This is a genomic window from Nonomuraea rhodomycinica (genome assembly GCF_013363995.1).
GTDB lineage: Bacteria > Actinomycetota > Actinomycetes > Streptosporangiales > Streptosporangiaceae > Nonomuraea > Nonomuraea rhodomycinica.
In genome coordinates this window covers 103,176-124,359 of record NZ_JABWGO010000004.1, presented here as the reverse complement: position 1 = coordinate 124,359, position 21,184 = coordinate 103,176, and the positions used below count along the sequence as shown (strand labels likewise).

At 76.6% G+C, this 21,184-nt stretch carries 4 protein-coding genes; all 4 read right to left on the bottom strand.

Annotation, left to right across the window (positions count from 1 at the left end; genetic code table 11):
* Positions 1-15: 15 nt before the first annotated feature.
* Positions 16-861: a 3-hydroxyacyl-CoA dehydrogenase family protein gene (locus HT134_RS19255; protein ID WP_175601809.1), complete on the bottom strand. Its 846-nt coding sequence runs from the start codon at positions 859-861 to the stop codon at positions 16-18.
* A gap of 147 nt (positions 862-1,008) precedes the next feature.
* Complete coding sequence (locus tag HT134_RS19250; RefSeq protein WP_175601808.1) at positions 1,009-10,731, bottom strand: type I polyketide synthase; 9,723 nt, start codon at positions 10,729-10,731, stop codon at positions 1,009-1,011.
* Positions 10,732-10,742: 11 nt separating this feature from the next.
* Positions 10,743-15,770, bottom strand: a complete 5,028-nt coding sequence (locus tag HT134_RS19245; RefSeq protein ID WP_175601807.1) for a type I polyketide synthase — start codon at positions 15,768-15,770, stop codon at positions 10,743-10,745.
* Between the two features lie 34 nt (positions 15,771-15,804).
* Entirely contained in the window at positions 15,805-21,156 is a 5,352-nt protein-coding gene (locus tag HT134_RS19240; RefSeq protein ID WP_175601806.1) for a type I polyketide synthase, read from the bottom strand.
* Between the last annotated feature and the right edge of the window lie 28 nt (positions 21,157-21,184).

Below are 21,184 nucleotides of genomic sequence, written 5' to 3'. Positions count from 1 at the left end.
AGCTCCTTCGTGTCGTTACTGGGCGTAGGTGTAGAAGCCGCGGCCGGACTTGCGGCCGTGCAGCCCGGCGTCGGTCATCTGCTTCAGCAGCGGGCAGGGGCGGTACTTGCTGTCGGCGTAGTGCTCGTAGAGCACCTCGACGCTGTAGAGGATCGTGTCGACGCCGATCAGGTCGGCCGTCTCCAGCGGGCCCATCGGGTGGCCGAAGCAGCTGCGGAAGACCTCGTCCACCGACTCGGCGTCGGCCACGCCCTCGTGGACGAGGTAGGCGGCCTCGTTGACGGTGAGCATGAGCACCCGGTTGGAGATGAAGCCGCAGGAGTCCTTGACGTCCACGGCCTTCTTGCCCATGGCGGTGAGCAGGTCGCGGGTGCGCTGGACGGTCTCCGGCGAGGTGTGGAAGCCGGGGATCAGCTCCACGGCGGGCTTGGCCGGGACGGGGTTCATGAAGTGGACGCCGATCACCTTGTCGGGGCGCTTCGTGACGGCGCCGACCTTGGTGATGGGGATGGCGGAGGTGTTGACGACGAAGACGGTGTCCGGGCCGCACTCGCGGTCCAGGGTCTCGTACACCTCGCGCTTGACGTCCCAGTTCTCGGTGACGTTCTCGATGACCAGGTCGGCCTTGGCCGCGCCCGCGGCGCCGACGGCCGTGGAGATCCTGGCCAGCACCTCGTCCGGGTCGAGGGCGGGGCCGCCCATGAGCCGGCTCATGCGGGTGTTGCGCGCGATGGTGGCCAGCGCGTCCGCCAGGATCCGCTCGTCCTTGTCGACCAGCACCACGTCGTGTCCCGTCTGGGCGAGGTTCTGGGCGACCCCGACTCCCATGACGCCAGCGCCGATCACGCCGATAAGGGTCATGTCCGCTCCGTTCCGCTCATCGTTGGTCTCTCGCATCGCTCTGTGGGTCTTCTCGTAGGATCCGCCGGTCGGAGGTCGATCGGCCGTCGATAGGGGTGCCGTCCTGAAGTCGTCCGGCACCGCGTAGGGGTCTGGGGCAGGATGTGGTCACCGTCCTCGCCTGCGCGCCGCCGACGCCTCCAGGCCCGAGCGGCGCAGCTGCGCGCGCACCTGGCTGCCGCCGCCCGAACCGGCCAGCGCCGGGGCCGCGCCCGAGGCCAGCGCCTCGACGGTCCGGCTCAGCGCGGCCACGGTCGGCGCCTCGTACAGGACGTGGGGCGGCAGCTCGTCCAGCTCGAACGCGCGCCGCACGGCGGCCACGATGGCGACGCCGAGCAGCGAGTTGCCGCCGAGCTCGAAGAAGTTGTCCAGCACCCCCACCCGGTCCAGGCGCAGCGACTCGCCCCAGATGGCGGCGATGGTCTGCTCGGCGTGGCCGTCCGGCTCCTGGTAGGCGGTGAGCAGCTCGGGCCTCGGGTGCCGCTCGCCGCTCGCGCCGCCCATCGCCGGCGAGGTCACCACGTCCACGGTGAACTCGCTGCTGCCGCGCACCAGCGTCGGGAAGTCCTGGGTGGAGACGACGACCCGCGGCTCGCCGGTGGCCAGGGCGCGCAGCAGCGAGCGCCAGCCGTCGTCGAACGTGATGCCGACGCGGGCCCGGTTCTGCCGGAAGAAGTCGCGCAGCGCCTCCTCGTACCCGGCCAGGCCGGCCTCCCAGGCGTTCCACGTCCACTCGCCCCAGCCGACCGACACCACGCGCCGGCCCGTCGCGGCGAGCCGGTGGGCGTAGGCGTCGAGGAAGGCGTTGGCGGCGCAGTAGTCCACCTGGCCGGGGCCGCCGCCGGTGGCCGAGGTGATCGAGGAGAACAGCACGAGGAGGTCCAGCTCGACCTCGTCCGGCCGGCCGAGGCGCAGCGCCTCGGCGAGGGCGAGGGTGCCGGCGAGCTTGGGCGCCAGCACCTCGTCCAGCTCCTCGGGACGTTTGAACTGCATGAGGCCCATGGCGGGGACGCCGGCCGCGTGCAGGACGCCGTGCAGGGCCCCGAACCGGGCGACGGCCGTGTCCACGGCGCGGCGCACGTCCTCGGGCCGGGAGACGTCGCCGGTGACGATCTCGACCTCGGCGCCCAGCGCCTCCAGCTCCGCGACGGCCCGGACCCGCCGCCGGGTGGTGTCCCCCGCGTGGGTGTCGCCGGACAGGATGCCGGGCCACTCGGCGCGGGGCGGCAGGCCGTGGCGGGCCAGCAGCACCAGCCGGGCCCGGCAGGCGCGGACCAGGTGCTCGGCCAGGCCCAGCGCGATGCCGCCGAGGCCCCCGGTGACCAGGTACACGCCGCCCTCCCGCAGGGGCTCCGTCCGCGGGGGCGGGGCCGGCAGGGGGTCGTAGCCGGGGATCCAGCGGCGGCCCCGGCGCAGCGCCACGGTCCGCTCGCTCTGCGGGCGGGCCAGCTCGGCGGCCAGGCCGTCCAGGTCGCGCGGGCCGGGTCCGGCGGGCAGGTCGACCAGGCGCGTGGTCACGCCGGGGTACTCCAGCGGGATCACCGCGCACGGGCCGAGCAACGTCGCGCCGTACGGGTCGGCCACCTCGTCGCCGAGCACCGGCTGCGTCCCGGCGACGGCCACGTCCAGCGACCAGGCTCCGATGCCGGACTCGCCGGCGGCGCGGGCGAGCGCCACGAGCGTGCGCAGGCCGAGGTCCACGGCCTCCTCCGGGGTGGCGGAGGCGTCCAGGGTCCAGAGGTGGACGACGCGGTCCAGGGGGCGGCCGGTGAGGCGCAGGTCGCGCAGCAGGGCCAGGGTGTCGGCCACGTCGCCCGGCCGGATCGTGCAGCCGTCGGCGGTCGCGGTGTAGGCGTCGCCCGGCCGTACCACCGTCACGGCCGCGCCCGTGGGGGCGACGGCGGCGCGCAGCCGGTCGGCGGCCTCGTCGGCGAGCCCGTCGCGGGTGAACACCAGCCACGACCCGGGCTGCCGCTCCGCCGCCGCGGGGGGCGCGGTCTGCCGCCACACCGGCAGGTACAGCCACTGCTCCTCGGGCAGCTTGGGCAGGCTCGTGATCGCCTCGAACAGGTCGGCGGGCGCCTCGGCCGCGGGCGCGCCGGCCGGCCCGCGCGCTCCCGCGGGCGGGTCGATCCAGTAGCGCTGCCGCTGGAACGGGTACGTCGGCAGCGGCACCCGGCCGGGCAGCCCCTCCCGAGGCCCCTCGGGGGTGCGGCCGTGGTAGGCGTCCCAGTCGAGGGTGACGCCGCACAGCCACAGCCGGGCCAGGGCGCCGGCCAGCGCCTCGTCGCCGGGCCGCGTGTCGCTCGCGGCGGGCAGCGTGTGGGTGACCAGCGGCCACCGCTCCGGCGGGCAGCCCGCGCCGCGCACCATCGCGCCGAGCGACTGCCCCGGCCCGATCTCCACCACCGCGAGGCCGGGGTCGGCCAGCAGCGTGCCGATGCCGTCGGCGAAGCGGACCGTGCCGCACATGTGCCGGGCCCAGTAGCCGGGGTCCTGCACGAGCGCGGCGTCCGCGACGGCGCCGGTCAGGTTCGACACGTACGGCAGGGCCGGCGGGTTGAGCCTGACGTTGGCCGTGACCCAGCGGGTCAGCTCCTCGGCCAGCGGCTCCAGCATGCGGGAGTGGAAGGCGTGGGTGGTCTCCAGCGGCCGGCACGGCACCTCGGCGGCGCGCAGGTCCGCCGCCAGCCGTTCGACGTCCTCGGCGGGGCCGGCGACGACGGTGACCTGCGGGCCGTTGACGGCGGCGACGTCGAGGCCGCGCCCGTCCAGCCGGAAGCGGGCGCGCAGCCGCTCGGGCGGCAGCGAGACGGCCAGCATGGAGCCGGCCGGCATCCGGGCGATGAGCCGGGCCCGGTACGCGACCAGGGCGACGGCGTCGGGCAGGGACAGCACGCCCGACAGGCAGGCGGCGACGTACTCGCCGAGGCTGTAGCCGAGCATGAGCCGCGGCTGCAGGCCCCAGGCCATGAGCGTGCGCGCGAGCGCGTACTCGACGGCGAACAGCGCGGGCTGCACCACCTCGGTCCGCCGCAGCGCGGCCTCCCGGCCGTTCCCGGCGGGGGCGGCCCGGCCGAGGAGCGCGGCCAGCCCGCCGCTGCCGCCGCGCTCGCCGGTCAGCAGGTCGGCCAGCTCGGCCGCGTCCACGACGCCGTCCAGCGCCCCGGCCAGGTGGGCCAGGCACTCGTCCAGCGCGGCGCGGAAGGCCGGCTCGTGCCGGTACAGGTCGCCGGCCAGGCCGGGGTACTGCTCGCCGACGCCCGCGAACAGGAACGCCACCTGCCGGCCCTGCACGGTCTCGACCCGGCCCAGCAGGTCGTCCGCCCGCCGCCCGTCGAGCGTCGTGGCGGCCGACGCGACGTCGCCCGCCACGACGGCTCTGCGGTGCTCGAACGTCTTGCGCCCCACCTGGAGCGTGTAGGCGACGTCGGCGAGCCGCGCGCCGGGCTCCGCGCCGAGGTGCCGGCCGAGCCGCCGGCACGCCTCGTCCGCCGCCGCCGCCGTACGGGCCGAGACCGCCACCACCTCGTACCGGCGCCCGGTCCCCGCGGCGCCCGCGTCGCGGGCGGGGGGCTCCTCGATGACCATGTGCACGTTCGTCCCGCCCATCCCGAGCGAGTTGAGCCCCGCCAGGCGCGGTCGTCCGTCGCGGGTGCGCCACGGGGACAGCTCGGCGTTGACGTAGAAGGGGCTGCCGTCGAAGTCGATCTCCGGGTTGGGGCTGGTGTAGTGCAGGCTCGGCGGGATGATCCCGTGGTGCGCGGCGAGCGAGGTCTTGATGAGGCCGCTCGCCCCGGCCGCCCGGTCGAGGTGGCCGACGTTGGTCTTGACCGACCCGATCGGGCAGTAGCGCCGCTCCCGCGTCGCGCCGAAGGCCCGGGTCAGGGCGGCCACCTCGATGGGGTCGCCCAGCTCCGTGGCGGTGCCGTGCGCCTCGACGTAGCTGATGTCCTCGCCGGTGACGCCCGCGTCGGCCATCGCGTCGGCGATGACCCGGGACTGGCCGACGACGCTGGGCGCGGTGTAGCCGACCTTGAGCGCGCCGTCGTTGTTCATGGCCGAGCCGCGGATGACGGCCCAGACGTGGTCGCCGTCGCGGATCGCGTCGGGCAGCCGCTTCAGCAGCACCGCGGCGGCGCCGTCGCCGAACATGCTGCCCTTGGCGGCGGCGTCGAAGGCGCGCACGTGGCCGTCGGGCGACTCCTGGCCGCCCGGCCCGTACAGGTGGCCGACCCGGTCGGGGACGCGGATCGACACGCCGCCGGCGAGCGCCAGCTCGCAGTCGCCGGCCCGCAGGCTCTGCACGGCCAGGTGCGCGGCCACCAGCGAGGTGGAGCAGAACGTCTGCACCGCGACACTCGGCCCGTACAGGTCGAACAGGTACGACACGGTCGTGGTGAGGGCGTCCTTGTCGTTGCCCATGATGACCTCGAACCCGCTGAACTCGTTCTGGCCGCCGCCGAGCAGGTGGTCGGTCATCCGCAGCAGGTACGTGCTGATGTTGGCGCCGCCGAACACGCCCACCCGGCCCCGGTGCTCCGGCGCCGCGTAGCCGCCCTGTTCGAGCGCCTCCCAGCACACCTCCAGGAAGGCGCGCTGCTGCGGGTCGGTGATGGCGGCCATGCGGGGGCTCATGCCGAAGAAGGCCGCGTCGAAGCCGCTGACGTCGTCCAGGACGGGCCGGGCCGGCACGTACGCGGGGTCCTTGATCTGCTCGGGGTCGGCCCCGGCGGCCAGCAGCTCCTCCTCGGAGAAGAAGCTGATGGACTCGACGCCGTCGTTGAGGTTGCGCCAGAACGTGGCCACGTCGGGGGCGCCGGGGAAGCGGCCGGCCATGCCGATGATCGCGATGCGGCGGTCGTCCTCGGTGGCGCTCCTGGCGCGCTCGCCGACGACGCGGACGGCGGGCGTGGCGCGCTCGCCGACGCGGACGGCGGGCGTGGGCGCGGGTTCCGCGACGGTCGCGGCCGTGGCCGCCTCGGGAGCGGTCGTGGCGCCGCGTTCGTCCAGGATGACGGCCAGGGTGCCGACCGTCGGCGCCTCGAACAGCGCCACGGTGGGCACCGCCACCCCGAACCGCTGCTTCACCAGTGCGAGCATCTGCAGCGCCACCAGCGAGTTGCCGCCGAGGTCGAAGAAGTTGTCCCGGGTGCCGACCGGTTCGACGCCCAGCACCTCCGACCAGAGCGCCGCGAGCGCGTGCTCCACCGGCGACTGCGGCGGGGTGTAGGGCTGGGGGAGCTCGGGGCGCGGAAACCGGTCGCCGGCGCCCGCGGACGTCCCCTCCTCACCTGCCCGGGCTCCGGGGGCGGCCCCGGCGAGCAGGGCCGTGGCGGCGGGCACGGAGCGGGGCAGCCGGTCGTCCAGCCCGCCCGCCGCGACCACCAGGCCGGGCCGCGTCACGGCGGTCAGCCGGTCGAAGGCCGCCAGCGACTCCGCCGCGCTCATCGAGTGCGCGGCCATCGCCGCGCCCATGCCGCCCTCCAGCCGGTCGAGGGTGACGGCCCAGGTGTCCCAGCTCGCCGCGACCCACCGGGTGGGGGTACGGCCCTGCGCCCAGGCGGAGTGGCCGCGGTGGGCGAGCGCGGTCAGGGCGGCGTTGGCGGCGGCGTAGCTGCCGAACGTGATGCCGCCGAGGACCGCCGAGGTGGACGAGAACACGAGGCAGAAGCGCGGCGCGCGGTCGGCCGGCAGCTCGCCCAGCACCTGCTCCAGCACCTGGGCGCCGGTCACCTTGGCGGCGAGGTGGCGGGCGACCGCCTCCTCGTCGAGGTCGCGCAGCGGGCGGAACCCGCCGGGCCGCGTGTCGGCCGCGGCGTGCACCACCCCGTCCAACCGGTGCGCGCCGTGCTCGGCACCCGTGAGGCCGGCGAGCGTGGCGCGCATGGCGGCGGCGTCCGTGACGTCCACCGCGGGGGTGAGCACCTCGGCGCCCAGGGCGCGGATGCGCTCGACCGCCGCGCGGCGCGGGTCGCCCGGCTCGGCGGGCAGGCCGGCGCGGCTGGTGAGGACCAGCCGGGCGGCGCCGGCGCGGGCCAGGTGCTCGGCGACGATCAGGCCCACGTCGCCCAGACCGCCGGTGACCAGGTACGTCCCCCCGGCCGCGGGAGGGGCGGGCGGCTCGGAGGCGAGCGGTTCCGAAGCGAGCGGTCCCGAAGCGGGCGGTCCCGAAGCGAGCGGTCCCGAAGCGGGCGGCTCGGAGGCGGGGGGCTCGGAGGCGGAGGCGGGCGGCTCGCTCGGGGTGAAGACGCGCACGAGGCGGGTGCCGTCGCGGTAGGCGACGAAGACCTCGCCGGACGGGTTCAGGATCTCGCCGGTCAGCGCGTCGGCCACGGCCTGGACGCCGGCGTCCGGGTCGAGGTCCACGGCGGCGCAGTCGAGGCTGAGGTACTCCTGGTTGGCGACCATCGGCAGGGTGGCCGCGGCCGCGTGCGCGGCGTCCGGGACCTCTCCGCCGGCCGCCGCCTGCCCGCCGCGCGTGACCAGCAGCACCCGGGTCCCGTCCCCGCCCCGCTCGCCGAGCGCCGCCAGCAGCCGCGCCACGGGCACCAGCCCGCCTCCCACGCCGTCCGTCGCCGGCGCGAGGAGGCGGAGGTCCACGACCGTGGCCGGGGCGGAGGCGTCCGGGCCGCGGGTGAGCGCCGCGAAGTCGTCCTGCCCGGTGACCGTCACGACGTCCACGCCGTGCGCGCGCAACGACCGCGCCAGCGCCCCGGCCACCTGGGCGTCCGCACGACCCGGGTCGGCCTCGGTCTCCCGGCCGTCCGGGTCCTCCGCGACCGCCCCGTCACCGGCGCCGCCCGAGACGAGCACGCAACGCCCCACCCGGGCAGGCGTCCCGCTCTCGGGGAGCACGGCCGGGATCCACTCCGGGACGAGCAGCTCGACGTGCGCCCGCCGGGCCGGGACCGCGCCGAGGCCGCCGGTGGAGGGAGCGGCGCCGTTCAGGCCCTGCGGGACGACGCCGGACGCGGCTGCCTGCGGGGCGACCCCGGACGTGGCTCCCTGCGGGACGGTGCCGGACGCGGCTCCCTGCGGGGCGACGCCGGACGCGGCTCCGTCGGAGGCCCGCCGGCCGGCCGCGACCGCGACGGCGGCCGGAGCGGCCCCCTGGGACGGCGGGTCGATCCAGTAGCGCTCCCGCTCGAACGGGTACGTCGGCAGCCCCACCTTGGCCACCGGCCGGTCCTGCCGGTAGCCGGACCAGTCGATCGGCGCACCGGCCAGCCACAGCCGCCCGGCCGCCTCCGCCAGCACCTCCCCCGCCGGGCGCGGGTCGTCCGCCCCCGGAAGGGTGGCGACGACGAGCGGCCAGCGGTCCGGCGGGCAGTCGCGGTGGCCGCGCGCCATCGCGCCCAGCGACTGGCCCGGCCCGATCTCCAGCAGCGCCGCGTCGCCGTCCAGCCGCAGCAGCGTGCCCAGCACCTCGTCGAAGCGCACGGTCGCGCACATGTGCTCGGCCCAGTACGCCGGGTCGGTGAGCTGCGCGGCGGTCGCGAGCGCGCCGGTGACGTTGGAGACGACGGGGACGCGGGGCGCGTGGAGCGGGACGTTCTCGGCGATCCAGGCGGTCAGCCGCTCCCGCAGCGGCTCCATCATCCGGGAGTGGAAGGCGTGTCCGGCGGCCAGCGGGCGGCACGGCACCCCGTCGGCCTCCAGCAGCGCCCTGGCCGCGGCCATCGCCGCCGGCTCGCCGGCCAGCACGGTCAGCTCGGGCCCGCTGACCGCGGCGACGTCCACACCGGTCACGCCGGCCAGGCGCTCCCGCAGGCCGGCGGCGGCGAGCGGCACCGCGCACATCTCGCCCGGCGGCAGCTCGTCGATGAGGGCGGCCCGGTGGGCGACCAGCGCGACGGCCGACTCCAGGGACATCACCCCGGCCAGGCACGCCGCGACGTACTCGCCGAGGCTGTAGCCGGCCAGCGCGGCCGGCTCGACGCCCCACGACTGGACGAGCCGCGCCAGCGCGTACTCGACGGCGAACAGCGCGGGCTGGAGCACCCGGGTGGGGGGCGCCGCGGCGGGCGCGGAGGCGCGGCCGAGCAACCGGCCGAGCGCGTCCCCCTCGCCGCCCCGCCGCGGCCCGATCATCTCGGCGAGCGGGTCCTCGCCGCCCGTCCGGCGCCGCAGCTCGGCGCGGCACTTGTCGAGCGCCGCCCGGAACACCGGCTCGCTCTCGTACAGCTCGGCGGCCATCCCCGGGTACTGCTCGCCGGTACCGGCGATGAGGAAGGCGACGGGCCGGTCGGCGCGGCTCCCGGCGCCGCCGAGCACCGCCCCGGACCGGATGCGCTCCGCCGCCTCGGCGGTGGAGGAGGCCACCGCCATCCGGCGGTGGGCGAACACCTGCCGCCCCGTCTGCAGCGTGTGGGCGACGTCGGCCAGCCGGTGCGCGGAGCCGTCGGCGGCCAGGTGCGCGGCCAGGCGTTCGGTCATCGCGTCGGCGGCGGAGGCCGTACGGGCGGACCAGACCAGCAGCTCGGGGCGCGGCGGCTCCTCGGTGCGCGGCACCAGCGGCGCCTCCTCGACCACCACGTGCGCGTTCGTGCCGCCGATGCCGAACGCGCTCACCCCGGCGCGGCGGGTCCGGCCCGCCTCGCGCGGCCAGCGCCGCAGCCCGGTGACGATCTCCAGCCGGGCCTGGCCGGAGGCGAGCTGCGGGTTGGGGTCGGTCAGGTTGACGGTCGGCGGGATCTCGTCGTGGCGCAGGGAGAGCGCCACCTTGATGAGGTTGGTGACGCCGGCGGCGCGGTCGAGGTGGCCGAGGTTCGTCTTGACCGACCCGACGAGAAGGGACTCGTCCCGGAACACCTGCTGGAGCGCCGCCAGCTCCGCCGCGTCGCCGAGCGCGGTGCCGGTGCCGTGCGCCTCGACGTAGTCGATGTCGGCGGGGGTCAGCCCGGCGCTGGCCAGCGCCTCCGCCATGACGGCGGCCTGCCCCTGCACGCCGGGGGCGGTGAAGCCGACCTTGCGCCCGGCGTCGTTGTTGACCGCCCAGCCGCGCAGCACGGCGTAGATCTGGTCGCCGTCGGCCAGCGCGTCCTCCAGCCGCCGCAGCGCGACGACGCCGACGCCGCTGCCGAGCGGCGCGCCCAGGCCGCCCGCGTCGAACGCGCGGCACTCGCCGTCGGGCGGGGCGATGCCGCCCTGCTGGTAGAGGTAGCCGACGCGGTGCGGCACGTTCACGGCGACGCCGCCCGCCAGCGCCAGGTCGCACTCGAAGCTCGCCAGGCTGGTCGCGGCGGCGCACACGGCGACCAGCGACGTCGAGCAGTAGCTCTGCACGCCGTAGCTGGGGCCGGACAGGCCGAGCGTGTGCGCGACGCGGGTGGTGAGGGAGTCCTTGTCGTTGGCCAGCCCGACGGCGAGCTCGCCCATGACGGCGCTGACGCCGCTGGGGAGCAGGTTGTTCTGCATGTACGAGCTGTGCGCGCAGCCGGCGAACACGCCGACGGCCCCGTCGAAGCGCGTCGGGTCGCACCCGGCGTCCTCCAGCGCCGTCCAGCCGTGCTCCAGGAACAGCCGGTGCTGCGGGTCGAGGATCTGCGCCTCCTTCGGGCCGATCCCGAAGAAACCCGCGTCGAACAGCTCGACGCCGTCGATCACCGGGCTCGCCTTCACGTACGACGGGTCGGCGATCAGCTCCTCGGGGACGCCGGCGGCGCGCAGCTCGTCGTCGGTGAACCGGGTGATCCCGGACCCGCCGGACCGGATCACGGACCACAGCCCGGCCACGTCGGACGCCCCCGGGAAGCGCCCCGACATGCCGACGATCGCGATGTCGTTGCCGGAGCTCTCGCCGTCGATCTCGTCGATGTCGTCGATCACGTCAATCGTCCTCATCTCCGGTTGCCGGAACGGGCCCTGCGCCGCCGTTCCCCCCGTGCCGAACTGCCGGCCAGCGCCTCCTGGCCGCCCCCGCCCCGGCCGTCGCCGTCGTCCCCGGCCGCGCCGAGCGCCGCCGTGAACTCCGCGACGGTCGCGTGCTCGAAGAGCAGCGCGGGGGGCACCGGCCGGCCGAGCTCCTTCTCGATGGCGAGCACCATGGCCATGCCGACCAGCGAGTTGCCGCCGAGGTCGAAGAACGGGTCGTGGACCCCGACCGCGTCGATGCCGAGGAAGGCGCCCCACAGGTCGGCCATGCGCGCCTCCGCGTCCGAGCGGGGCGGCGCGTAGTCGGCGCGCAGCCGAGGACGCGGGAACCGCTCGCCCTTCGGCCCGGCCGCCACGGCGGCGCCGACGAGGTCGTCCAGGTCGAGCATGCTCGACCAGGCGTCCAGCACCGCGCGCAGCGGCTGCCGCACGGCCATGACGCCGCCGTGACCGCCGGCCACGACGCGGTCGAGCAGCGCGCAGCCCCCCTCGTCGGTGAAGCCGTGGGCGGCGCGGTAGGCGCCCACCCGCTCGGCGAGGCCGCCGGTGCTCTTGAGGTTCTCGGCCTGCCACACGTCGTGCCGCCACGGGCCCCAGGCCACCGAGACGACCCGGGTCGGGGAGGCGGCGGCCAGCGCCTGCCCGTACGCGTCGAGGACGGTGTTGGCGGCGCAGTAGTCGGCCTCGCCGATGCCGCCGAACGCGGTGACGGCGGAGGAGTAGAGGACGAGCAGCTCGGGCCGCTCGCCGGCGGGCGTGTCCGGGCCGACCAGCTCGGCCAGCGGGCCCATGGCGAGGACCTTGGGGGCGAGCACCGCGGTCGCGTCGGCGACCGTGCGGCGCTGCGTGAGCCCGCCGGCGGGCAGGCCGGCGGCGTGGACGACGCCGTGGAGGCGGCCGAAGCGCTCGCGGGCGCGGCCGAGGGCGGCGCGCAGCTCGGCGGGGACGCCGGTGTCGGCGGTGAGCAGCAGCACCTCGGCGCCGGCGGCCTCCAGCTCGGCGACGTCCCGCAGGGTCGCCGCCACCCGGTCGCCGGGCCCCCCCGCCTGCTCCCCGGGGATGAGGCCGGCCTCTCCGGGGACGGGGCCCGCCTCTCCGGGGACGGGGCCGGCCTCTCCGGGGATGGGGGTGCGGCCGACGAGGGCGAGGCGGCGGACGCCGGAGCGCACGAGGTGCTTGGCGAGCGCCATGCCGAGGCCGCGGGTGCCGCCGGTGATGAGGTACGCACCGTCGGCCCGCCACACGGGGTCGTCGAGAGCCGGCTCGGGGACCTGGGCCCATTCGCGGGTCCAGCGGCGGCCGCGCCGCCAGCCCGACAGCGGGTCGGGGGCGCCGGGGTCCTTGCCGTCGGGCGGCTCGGTCATCAGCTCGTGGGCCACCCGGGCCGCCGCCCGCCCGTCGGGCTCGGGGTCGAGGTCGACGCCGCTCCAGGTCAGGCCGGGGTATTCGTGCCGCACGGCGCGGCCGAGGCCGTGGGCGAGCGCCTGGTGGGGCGCGGGCGTGTCGCCGCCGATGATCTCGGTGGCGCCCGCGGTGACGGTCAGCAGCCGTACGCCCTGGCGGCCGGGCAGGTCGCCGAGCGCCTGGACCGCCAGGAGGAGGCCGGTGAAGCCGTGCTCCACGGCGGCGCGCAGCTCCGCGTCCCCCGCGAAGGTCCCGGGGGACCTGTCCGGGGCGTCCGGCGCGCCGGGGGTCAGACCCCACAGGTACGCGACGTGGACGGGCCCGTCGCCGAGCCCGGCGAACACCTCGGCGTAGTGCTCGGGCGCGGCCGGGTCGATGGTGAGCAGCCTGCCGTCGCGAACCGGCCCGGCGGCGGGATCGGCGGTGGAGGGCCGGGGGCGCACCTCGACGACCCGCGTCCCGGTCGCCGCGGCGAGGCCGGCCAGGGCCGTGCCGACGCCGCCGGGGTCGGCGAAGACGACGAGCGGGCCGGGCAGCCGCACGGACTCCGGGAGGGCGGCCCGCGCCGGGTCCTGACGCCAGGCCGGGACGAACACGTGGTCGCCATCCGCCTCGGCGCCGCTCCCGTCGCGGGAGCGCGGCCCGGCGGGAGCCTGGGTCCCGTGATCCGGGCCCAGGTCGGGCCAGAAGCGGGTGCGCTGGAACGGGTACGTGGGCAGGCTGAGCACCCGGCCGTCCCCGGGGCGGGTGAGGTCCCACCTGACCGGGGACCCGAGCTCCCACAGGGCGGCGCAGGCGGCCAGCAGCTCGTGGTGCGGATCGCGGCGCTCGCCCGCGCTCCAGCGGGGCGGCAGCGTGCCGAGGACCGCCGTGGCGGCCCCGCCCGCGAGGTTCTGCCGGACCAGGCCGCCGAGGGTCTGCCCCGGCCCGAGCTCCACGAACGCCGTCACGTCCTGCCCCACGCAGTGGCGCACGCCGTCGGCGAAGCGGACCGTGCTGACGAGCTGGTCGGCCCAGTACGCGGTGCCGGTCGCCTGCTCGGCGGTGAGCGGCTCCCCGGTGAGGTTGGAGACGATCGTGATGGCCGGAGCGCGGCGCGGCACCGCCTCCAGCACCGCGGCGAGCTTCTCGCGGGCCGGCTGGAGCAGCGTGGAGTGGAAGGCGTGCGCCGAGCGCAGTGGGCGGCAGGCGAGACCGGCCGCGGTCAGCGCGGCGGTGGCCGCCTCGATGTCGCCGGGCAGGCCGCTCAGCACGGTCATGGCCGGGCCGTTGCGGGCCGCCACGTCCACCTCGATCCCGGCGCCGGACAGCGTGGCCGTGATCCGGTCCTCCGGGGCGGCGACCGCGACCATGCGGCCCGCGGGGACGGCGCTGATCAGGTGGGCGCGCTCGACGACCACGTGCAGCGCGTCCTCCAGGGTGAAGACCCCGGCGAGGCAGGCGGCCACGTACTCGCCGAGGCTGTAGCCGATGAGCAGGTCCGGGGTGACGCCCCAGTGCTGGAGCAGCCTGGCCAGCGCGTACTCGACGGTGAACAGGAACGGGTGCGCGATGGCCGCCTGGTCCAGCGGGTCGTGCTCCGGGGGCGGCGCGTCGTCCGAGCCGGCGGGGCGGCGGCCGAGCAGCGCGGCCAGGTCGGCCGGGGCGGGCTCCGCGGCGGTGTCGCCGGCCGGGAAGAACAGGGGGCGCAGGTCCACGCCGGAGCGGCGGGCCACCAGTTCGACACAGGTGTCCACGGCCTGGGCGTACACGGGCTCCCTGGCGTACAGCTCCCTGCCGAGGCCCGCGTACTGGTCGCCGACCCCTTGCAGCAGGAACGCGACGCGGGGGCGGCCCTTGACGCGGTGCCCGTCGCCCTGCCGGGCGGTGGCGCGCAGCCGCTCCAGCGCCTCGCCGGTGCCGGTGCAGACGAGGGCGCGGCGGTGGTCCAGCTCGGCGCGTCCGGCCTGGAGGGTGCGGGCGAGGTCGGCGAGCGGCGTCTCGGGCCGCTCGCCGAGCCACTCCGCGAGCCGTCCGGCCTGCTCGCCCAGCGCCTCCCGGGTGGCCGCCGACACGGGCAGCACGTACGCGGACGGCCGTCCGGCGGTCGCGGGAGAGCCGATGTCCGAGGTGGCGGGAGCGGTGGTGGGCGACCCGTTGGTCGAGGTCGCGGTCGCGGGAGAGCCGGTGTCCGGGGCCGGCAGCGCGGGCGCGGGAGCCTGGCTCTCCGGGGCGGACTCGACGACGACGTGGGCGTTCGTGCCCGACAGGCCGAAGGAGCTGACGCCCATGAGCCGGGGCCGGTCCTCGCGCGGCAGCGGCACGGGCCCGGTGACCGGCTGGACGCTGCCGTCCTCGGGGATGGCCGCCGCCGGGGTGGTCAGGTGCAGGTTGGGCGGGATGAGCCCGTTCTCCAGGATGAGCGTCGTCTTGATCAGCCCGGCGATGCCGGCCGCGGCCTGGGTGTGACCGATGTTGGTCTTGACGGCGCCGACCCGCAGCGGCCGGCCGGCCCCTCGGCCGCCGAAGACGTCGTGCAGCGCGGACAGCTCGATCGCGTCGCCCAGGTGGGTGCCGGAGCCGTGCGCCTCGACGTAGTCGACGTCGTCGGGGGCGACCCGGGCCGCCGCGAGCGCCCGGGTGATGACGTCGGCCTGCGCCTTGCGGCTGGGCGCGGTGAGCCCGTTGCTGCGGCCGTCCTGGTTGACCGCCGAGCCGCGCAGGACGGCCCGGATGCGGCGGCCGTTCGCGACGGCCCGGGACAGCGGCTCCAGCACGACCAGGCCGCCGCCCTCCCCCATGACGTAGCCGTCGGCCCGCTCGTCGAACGTCTTGCACCGGCCGTCGGCGCTCATCATCAGCCCGGCGCACGCCTGGACGTACGTGGTGGGGTGCAGGGTCAGCGACGCGCCCGCCGCGAGGGCGAGGTCGCACTCGCCGCGGCGCAGGCTCTCCATGGCCAGGTGGACGGCGATGAGCGACGAGGAGCAGGCCGTGTCGATCGTCATCGTGGGGCCGATGAGGTCGAGCTGGTAGGCGATCCGCCCGGCCGCCACGCTCGACACCGCGCCCTGGCCCAGGTACGGGTCGGAGACGGCGTCGGCGCCCTGCCGCTCCATCTGCAGCCGGCCGTACTGGAGGGTGTCCATGTAGCCGACCATCACGCCGGTGCGGCTGCCCGCCAGGCGGGCGGGCGCGATGCCGGAGTTCTCCAGGCCCTCCCAGGCCAGCTCCAGCAGCAGCCGCTGGTGGGGGTCCATGCGCAGCGCCTCGCGCGGCGACAGGCCGAAGAACTCGGCGTCCCAGCCGGTGACGTCGTCCAGGAACGTGCCGTACCTGGTGTACATGGCGCCCGGCGTCCGCGGGTCGGGGTCGTAGTAGGCGTCGACGTCCCACCGGGAGGCCGGCACCTCGCGCACGACGTTCGTGCTGTCGCGCAGCAGGCGCCAGAAGTCCTCGACCGTGTCGCCGCCGGGGTAGCGGCAGGCCATGCCGATGACCGCGATCGGTTCGTGGCGGCGCTCCTCGGCCTCGGTGAGGCGCCGGCGGGCCTGGGCGAGTTCGACGGTGGCGCGCTTGAGGTAGGCGCGGAGCTTGTCCTCGGTCCCCATCGGGCGTGCCTTTCCGGTCGTGGGCGTCACGGGGTCACAGTTCGTTGTCGATGAGGGCGAAGATCTCCTCGTCCGAAGCCGAGTCGATCTTGTCGGCGACGTCGCCGGCGCCGTTGGCCCCGGCGCCGAGCCGGTCGAGGGTGGTCTGCAGGAGCGACACGAACCGGTCGCGCAGGGCCTCGCCCTCGCCGTTCGCGGCGGCGATCAGGTCCTCGACCCGGTCCAGGGTCGTGCGCAGCGTCTCCTCGGGCGACGGCGACGGGGGTGCGAGGGTGCGGAACAGGTAGTCGCTCAGCGTGGTGACGGTCGGGTGGTCGAAGACGAGGGTCGGCGGCAGCCGCAGGCCGGTGTCGGCGTTGAGCCGGTTGCGCAGCTCGACGGCGGTCAGCGAGTCGAAGCCGAGCTGGTTGAAGGCCCGGTCCACCTCGATCTGGTCAGCACTGCCGTGGGCGAGGACGGCCGCGACGTGGGCGCGCACGGTGTCGGTGAGCAGCCGCTGCGCGTCGGTGCGCGGCAGGGCGGCGAGGCGCTGGGCGAGCGCGGCGGGCCCGCCGGTCGCGGCGGCGGCGTTCCCCGCGGTACGGCGGGGCGCCCGGACGAGGCCGCGCAGCACGGACGGCAGCTCCCCGGCCTCGGCCCGCGCCCGGAGCCCGGCGTTGTCCCAGCGGGCGGCCACCACCCGGGCCTCGGCGCCCGTCAGGGCGCCGTCGAACAGCTCCAGGCCCTGCTCGGCGGTCAACGGGGCGATGCCGGCCCTGGCCAGGCGGGCGTGGTCGGCGGCGGTGAGTCCGCCGGTCATCCCGGAGTCGGTGTCCCAGAGTCCCCACGCGATGGACACCGCCGGCAGACCGAGTCCCCGCCGGTGCTCGGCCAGGGCGTCCAGGAAGGCGTTGGCGGCGGCGTAGTTGCCCTGACCCGCGTTGCCCAGCACCCCCGCGAGGGAGGAGAACAGCACGAACAGGGAGACATCTCCGCTCAGCTCGTGCAGGTGCCAGGCCGCGTCCGCCTTCGGGGCCAGGACCGTGTCCATGCGTTCCGGTGTCAGGCCCTCCACCACCGAGTCGTCCAGCACACCCGCCGTGTGGACGACCCCGCCCAGCGACGGGATCCCGTCCAGCAGCTCCCGCAACGCCTCGCGGTCGGCCACATCACACGCCGCCACCCGCACGTCGGCCCCCAGCCCCGACAGCTCCTCCACAAGAGCATCGGCCCCCGGAGCGTCCGGACCACGACGCGAGACCAGCACCAGCTCCCGCACCCCGTGCCGCTCCACCAGCCGCCGCGCCACCAAGGCGCCCAGGCCACCGGTGCCGCCGGTCACCAGCACCGGGCCCGAGATCTGCCCGGGGTCCTGCGCCGTCTCCTGGCCACGGCGAGCCAGGCGCGGCACCAGGACCCTGTCCCCGGCCACCCGCACCTGCGGCTCACCCGTCGCCACCACCCGCACCCAGTCCGAGAACCCCTCCTCCACCTCCGCCAGCACGAACCGGCCCGGCTGCTCCGACTGGACCGAACGCACCAACCCCCACACCGCGCCCGCCGCCACATCACCCGGCCGCGTCGCGAACACCACCACCCCGTCCACCGGAGCCGCGGCCACCGCCTCCAGCACCCGCCCCGTCAGCGCACGCACCGCCGACGGCACATCCGAGCCCTCGGACACGCACCACACCACCGACGGCACCCCACCTGTGACGCCACCGGCCGGGGCCTCCACCCACTCCACCCCGTACGACACCGAGGCGGCGGACGAGGAGGCGGGCCGGGCTGCGGCGGCGCGGACGCGCAGCCCGTCGATGGAGAGCACCGGCTCGCCCGCCGCGTCCGCGGCCTCGACGACCGCGTCGTCCCCGGAGCCCGACACCCGGACCCGGAGCGCCGACGCCTCCGTGGCGTGCAGCCGGACCCCGCCGAAGGCGAACGGCAGCCGCAGCTCGTCGCCGTCGGCGGCCAGCACGAGCGGGTGGAAGGCGGCGTCCAGGAGGGCCGGGTGGACGCCGTACCCGGCGACCTCGACCCCCTCGGGCGCCGTCACCTCGGCGAACAGCTCGTCCCCGCGCCGCCACAACCCCCGCAACCCCTGGAACGCCGGCCCGTACTCGTACCCACGCTCCGCCAACCGCTCATAACCACCCTCCACCTCCACCGGCACCGCACCCGCCGGCGGCCACACGGCCGCCCACGACGCGGAGCCGGGCGCGGGCGCGGTGTCGGCGAGCACTCCCGCGGCGTGCCGCCGCCAGCCGTCCCCGACGGAGGAGGAGGCGGCGGCGCGGGAGTACACGCCGACGGCGCGGCGGCCATCGGTGTCGGGACGTTCCACGGTGACCTGCACGGTGACGGCCCCGGACTCCGGCAGCAGGAGCGGCGCCTCGATGACCAGCTCCTCCAGCACGGAGGCCCCGGCGTGGACGCCGCCCTCCAGCGCGAGCTCGACGAACGCCGCGCCCGGCAGCAGGACGCCGCCCTGCACCGCGTGGTCGGCGAGCCACGGCGCGCCCCTGAGCGAGAGCTGGCCGGTCAGCACCCAGCCGTCGCCCGCCACCGGCACGAGCGCCGTGAGCAGCGGGTGCCGGGCGTCGTCGATGCCCGCGCCGGCGGGCCGGCCGGCCCGCTCGCGGTCGCCGAGCCAGAACCGGCGCCGTTCGAACGGGTACGTGGGCGGGTCCACGCGCGGGTGCGGCGCGGGGCCGAGCGCGTCCGACCAGGCGACGTCGGCGCCCAGCACCCACGCCTGGCCGAGGGCGGCGAGGAAGCGGCTCCGGTCGCCCGCGCCGCGGCGCAGGGTCGCGCAGACGCCCGCGGCCACCCCGGCGTCGTCGCAGATGTCGCCGGTGTCGCCGCCGAGCACGGGGTGCGGGCTGACCTCGACGAACAGCGGCGTCCCGGTGAACGAGCGGATCGCCTCCTCGAACAGCACGGGGTTGCGCAGGTTGTCGTACCAGTAGCGGGTGGTCAGGCGGGCGGGCTCGACGACCGCGCCGGCCAGAGAGGAGCAGAAGACGGTCTCGGTGGGGCCCGGCCGTACGCCGTCGAGCGTGGCCAGCAGCTCGTCGCGCAGCGCCTCCACGTGCGGGGTGTGCGAGGCGTAGTCGACCGCGATGCGGCGCACCCGTACGGCCTCGCCGCAGGCGGCGGCGAACTCGTCGAGCGCGCCGGCCTCGCCGGCCACCACGCAGGAGGCGGGGCCGCTGTGCACCGCCACCCACAGCCGTCCCGACCACGGCGCGATCCGCTCCTCGGCCTGGGCGGCGGGCAGCGCGACGGCGAGCATGCCGCCGGTGCCGCTGAGCCCGGTCAGGGAGCGGCTGCGCAGGGCGACGATCTTCGCCGCGTCGTCCAGCGACAGGGCGCCCGCGACGCAGGCCGCCGCGATCTCGCCCTGCGAGTGGCCGACGACGGCGCCGGGGTGCACGCCGTACGCGCGCCACAGCGCGGCCAGCGACACCATGACGGCGAACAGGACCGGCTGGATGACGTCGGTGCCCTCCAGCTCGGGCGCGCCGCCGGTGCCGCGCAGCACGTCCTCGACCGCCCAGCCGGTGTACGGCCGCAGCGCCGCGTCGCACTCGCGCAGCCGGGAGCGGAACACGTCGCTGGAGTCCAGCAGGTCCACGGCCATGCCGGCCCACTGGGTGCCCTGGCCGGGGAAGAGGAACACCGGCCGGGGCTGGGCCGGCGCCTCGCCCGTGACGGCGGCGGCGTGGGGCGTCCCGGCGGCGACGGCCTCCAGCGCGGCGGCCAGCTCCTCGCGGTCCGCCGCGACGACGACGGCGCGGTGCGCGAACCTCGCCCGGCCCGCCAGCGCCCGCGCCGTGGCGGGCAGGTCGGTGCCGCTGACGCGGCCCGCGTGCTCGCGCAGCCGGGCGGCCTGGGCGCGCAGCGCGGCGGCGGTCTTGGCGGAGAAGGCCCACACGATCGGCCCCGCGCCGTCGGGCTCCCCGACCTGCGCCTGCTCCGCGAGCTGCGTGATCTTCGCGGGTCGGGTCGCCGCCGCCGGTTCGGGGGCGCTCTCCAGGATGACGTGCGCGTTCGTGCCGCTGACGCCGAAGCTGGAGACGCCCGCCCGCACCGGCCGGTCGGCGGGCAGCTCGACGGGCTCGGTCAGGACCCGCACCCCGCCGGACGCCCAGTCCACGTGCGGGGTGGGCTCCGCCACGTGCAGCGTGCGCGGCAGGCGGCGGTGCTCCAGGGCCTTGACCATCTTGATCACCCCGGCGACCCCGGCCGCGGCCTGGGTGTGGCCGATGTTCGACTTGACCGACCCGAGCCAGACCGGCCGGTCGCCGCCGCGGGCCCGGCCGTAGGTGGCGAGCAGGGCCTGCGCCTCGATCGGGTCGCCGAGGGTCGTGCCGGTGCCGTGCGCCTCGACGACGTCCACGTCGAGGGTGTCGAGCTGGGCGTCGGCGAGGGCCTGCTGGATGACGCGCTCCTGCGCGGGTCCGCTCGGCGCGGTCATGCCGTTGCTCGCGCCGTCCTGGTTGATCGCCGAGCCGCGGATCACCGCGAGGACGCGGCGGCCGTTGCGCTGGGCGTCCGAGAGGCGTTCCAGCGTGAGCACGCCCACGCCCTCCGACCAGGCGGCGCCGTCGGCGGTCGAGGAGAACGACTTGCACCGCCCGTCGGGGGCGAGCGCCCGCTGGCGGCAGAACTCGATGAACGGCACCGGGGACGCCATGACGGACACCCCGCCGGCCAGGGCCAGCGAGCACTCGCCCCGGCGCAGCGCCTGCACGGCCAGGTGCAGGGCGACCAGGGACGACGAGCAGGCGGTGTCCACCGACAGGGCCGGGCCCTCCAGCCCGAGGGTGTAGGAGACGCGGCCGGACATCACGCTGGAGGCGCTGGAGGTGAACAGCGTGCCCTCGACGGCCTCGGGGGTGACCTCCAGGAACCGGGTCGAGTAGTGCTCGTACATGTTGCCCGCGTACACGCCGGTGCGGGAGCCGCGCAGCGTCGCCGGGTCGATGCCCGCCCGTTCCAGCGCCTCCCAGCACGACTCCAGGAACAGCCGGTGCTGCGGGTCGGTGGCCAGCGCGCTGCGCGGGCTCATCCCGAAGAACGCGGCGTCGAAGTCGGCCACGTCGCCGACGAAGCCGCCCTGCCGGGTGTAGGACTTGCCCCACGCCTCGGGGTCGGGGTCGAACAGGCCCTCCAGGTCCCAGCCGCGGTCGGCCGGGAAGTCGCCGATGGCGTCGCCGCCGGTGTCCACCAGCTCCCACAGGTCGTCCGGGCTCCACACCCCGCCGGGATAGCGGCACGCCATGCCCACGATCGCCACCGGCTCGTGCCGGCGCCCCACGTCCTCGGCGAGGCGCTGGCGGGTCTCCGCCAGCTCGACGGTCGCGCGCCTCAGATAGTCGCGGAGCTTGTCCTCGGTCCCCATCAATCGAACCCTTCGTCGCGGGAGTCAG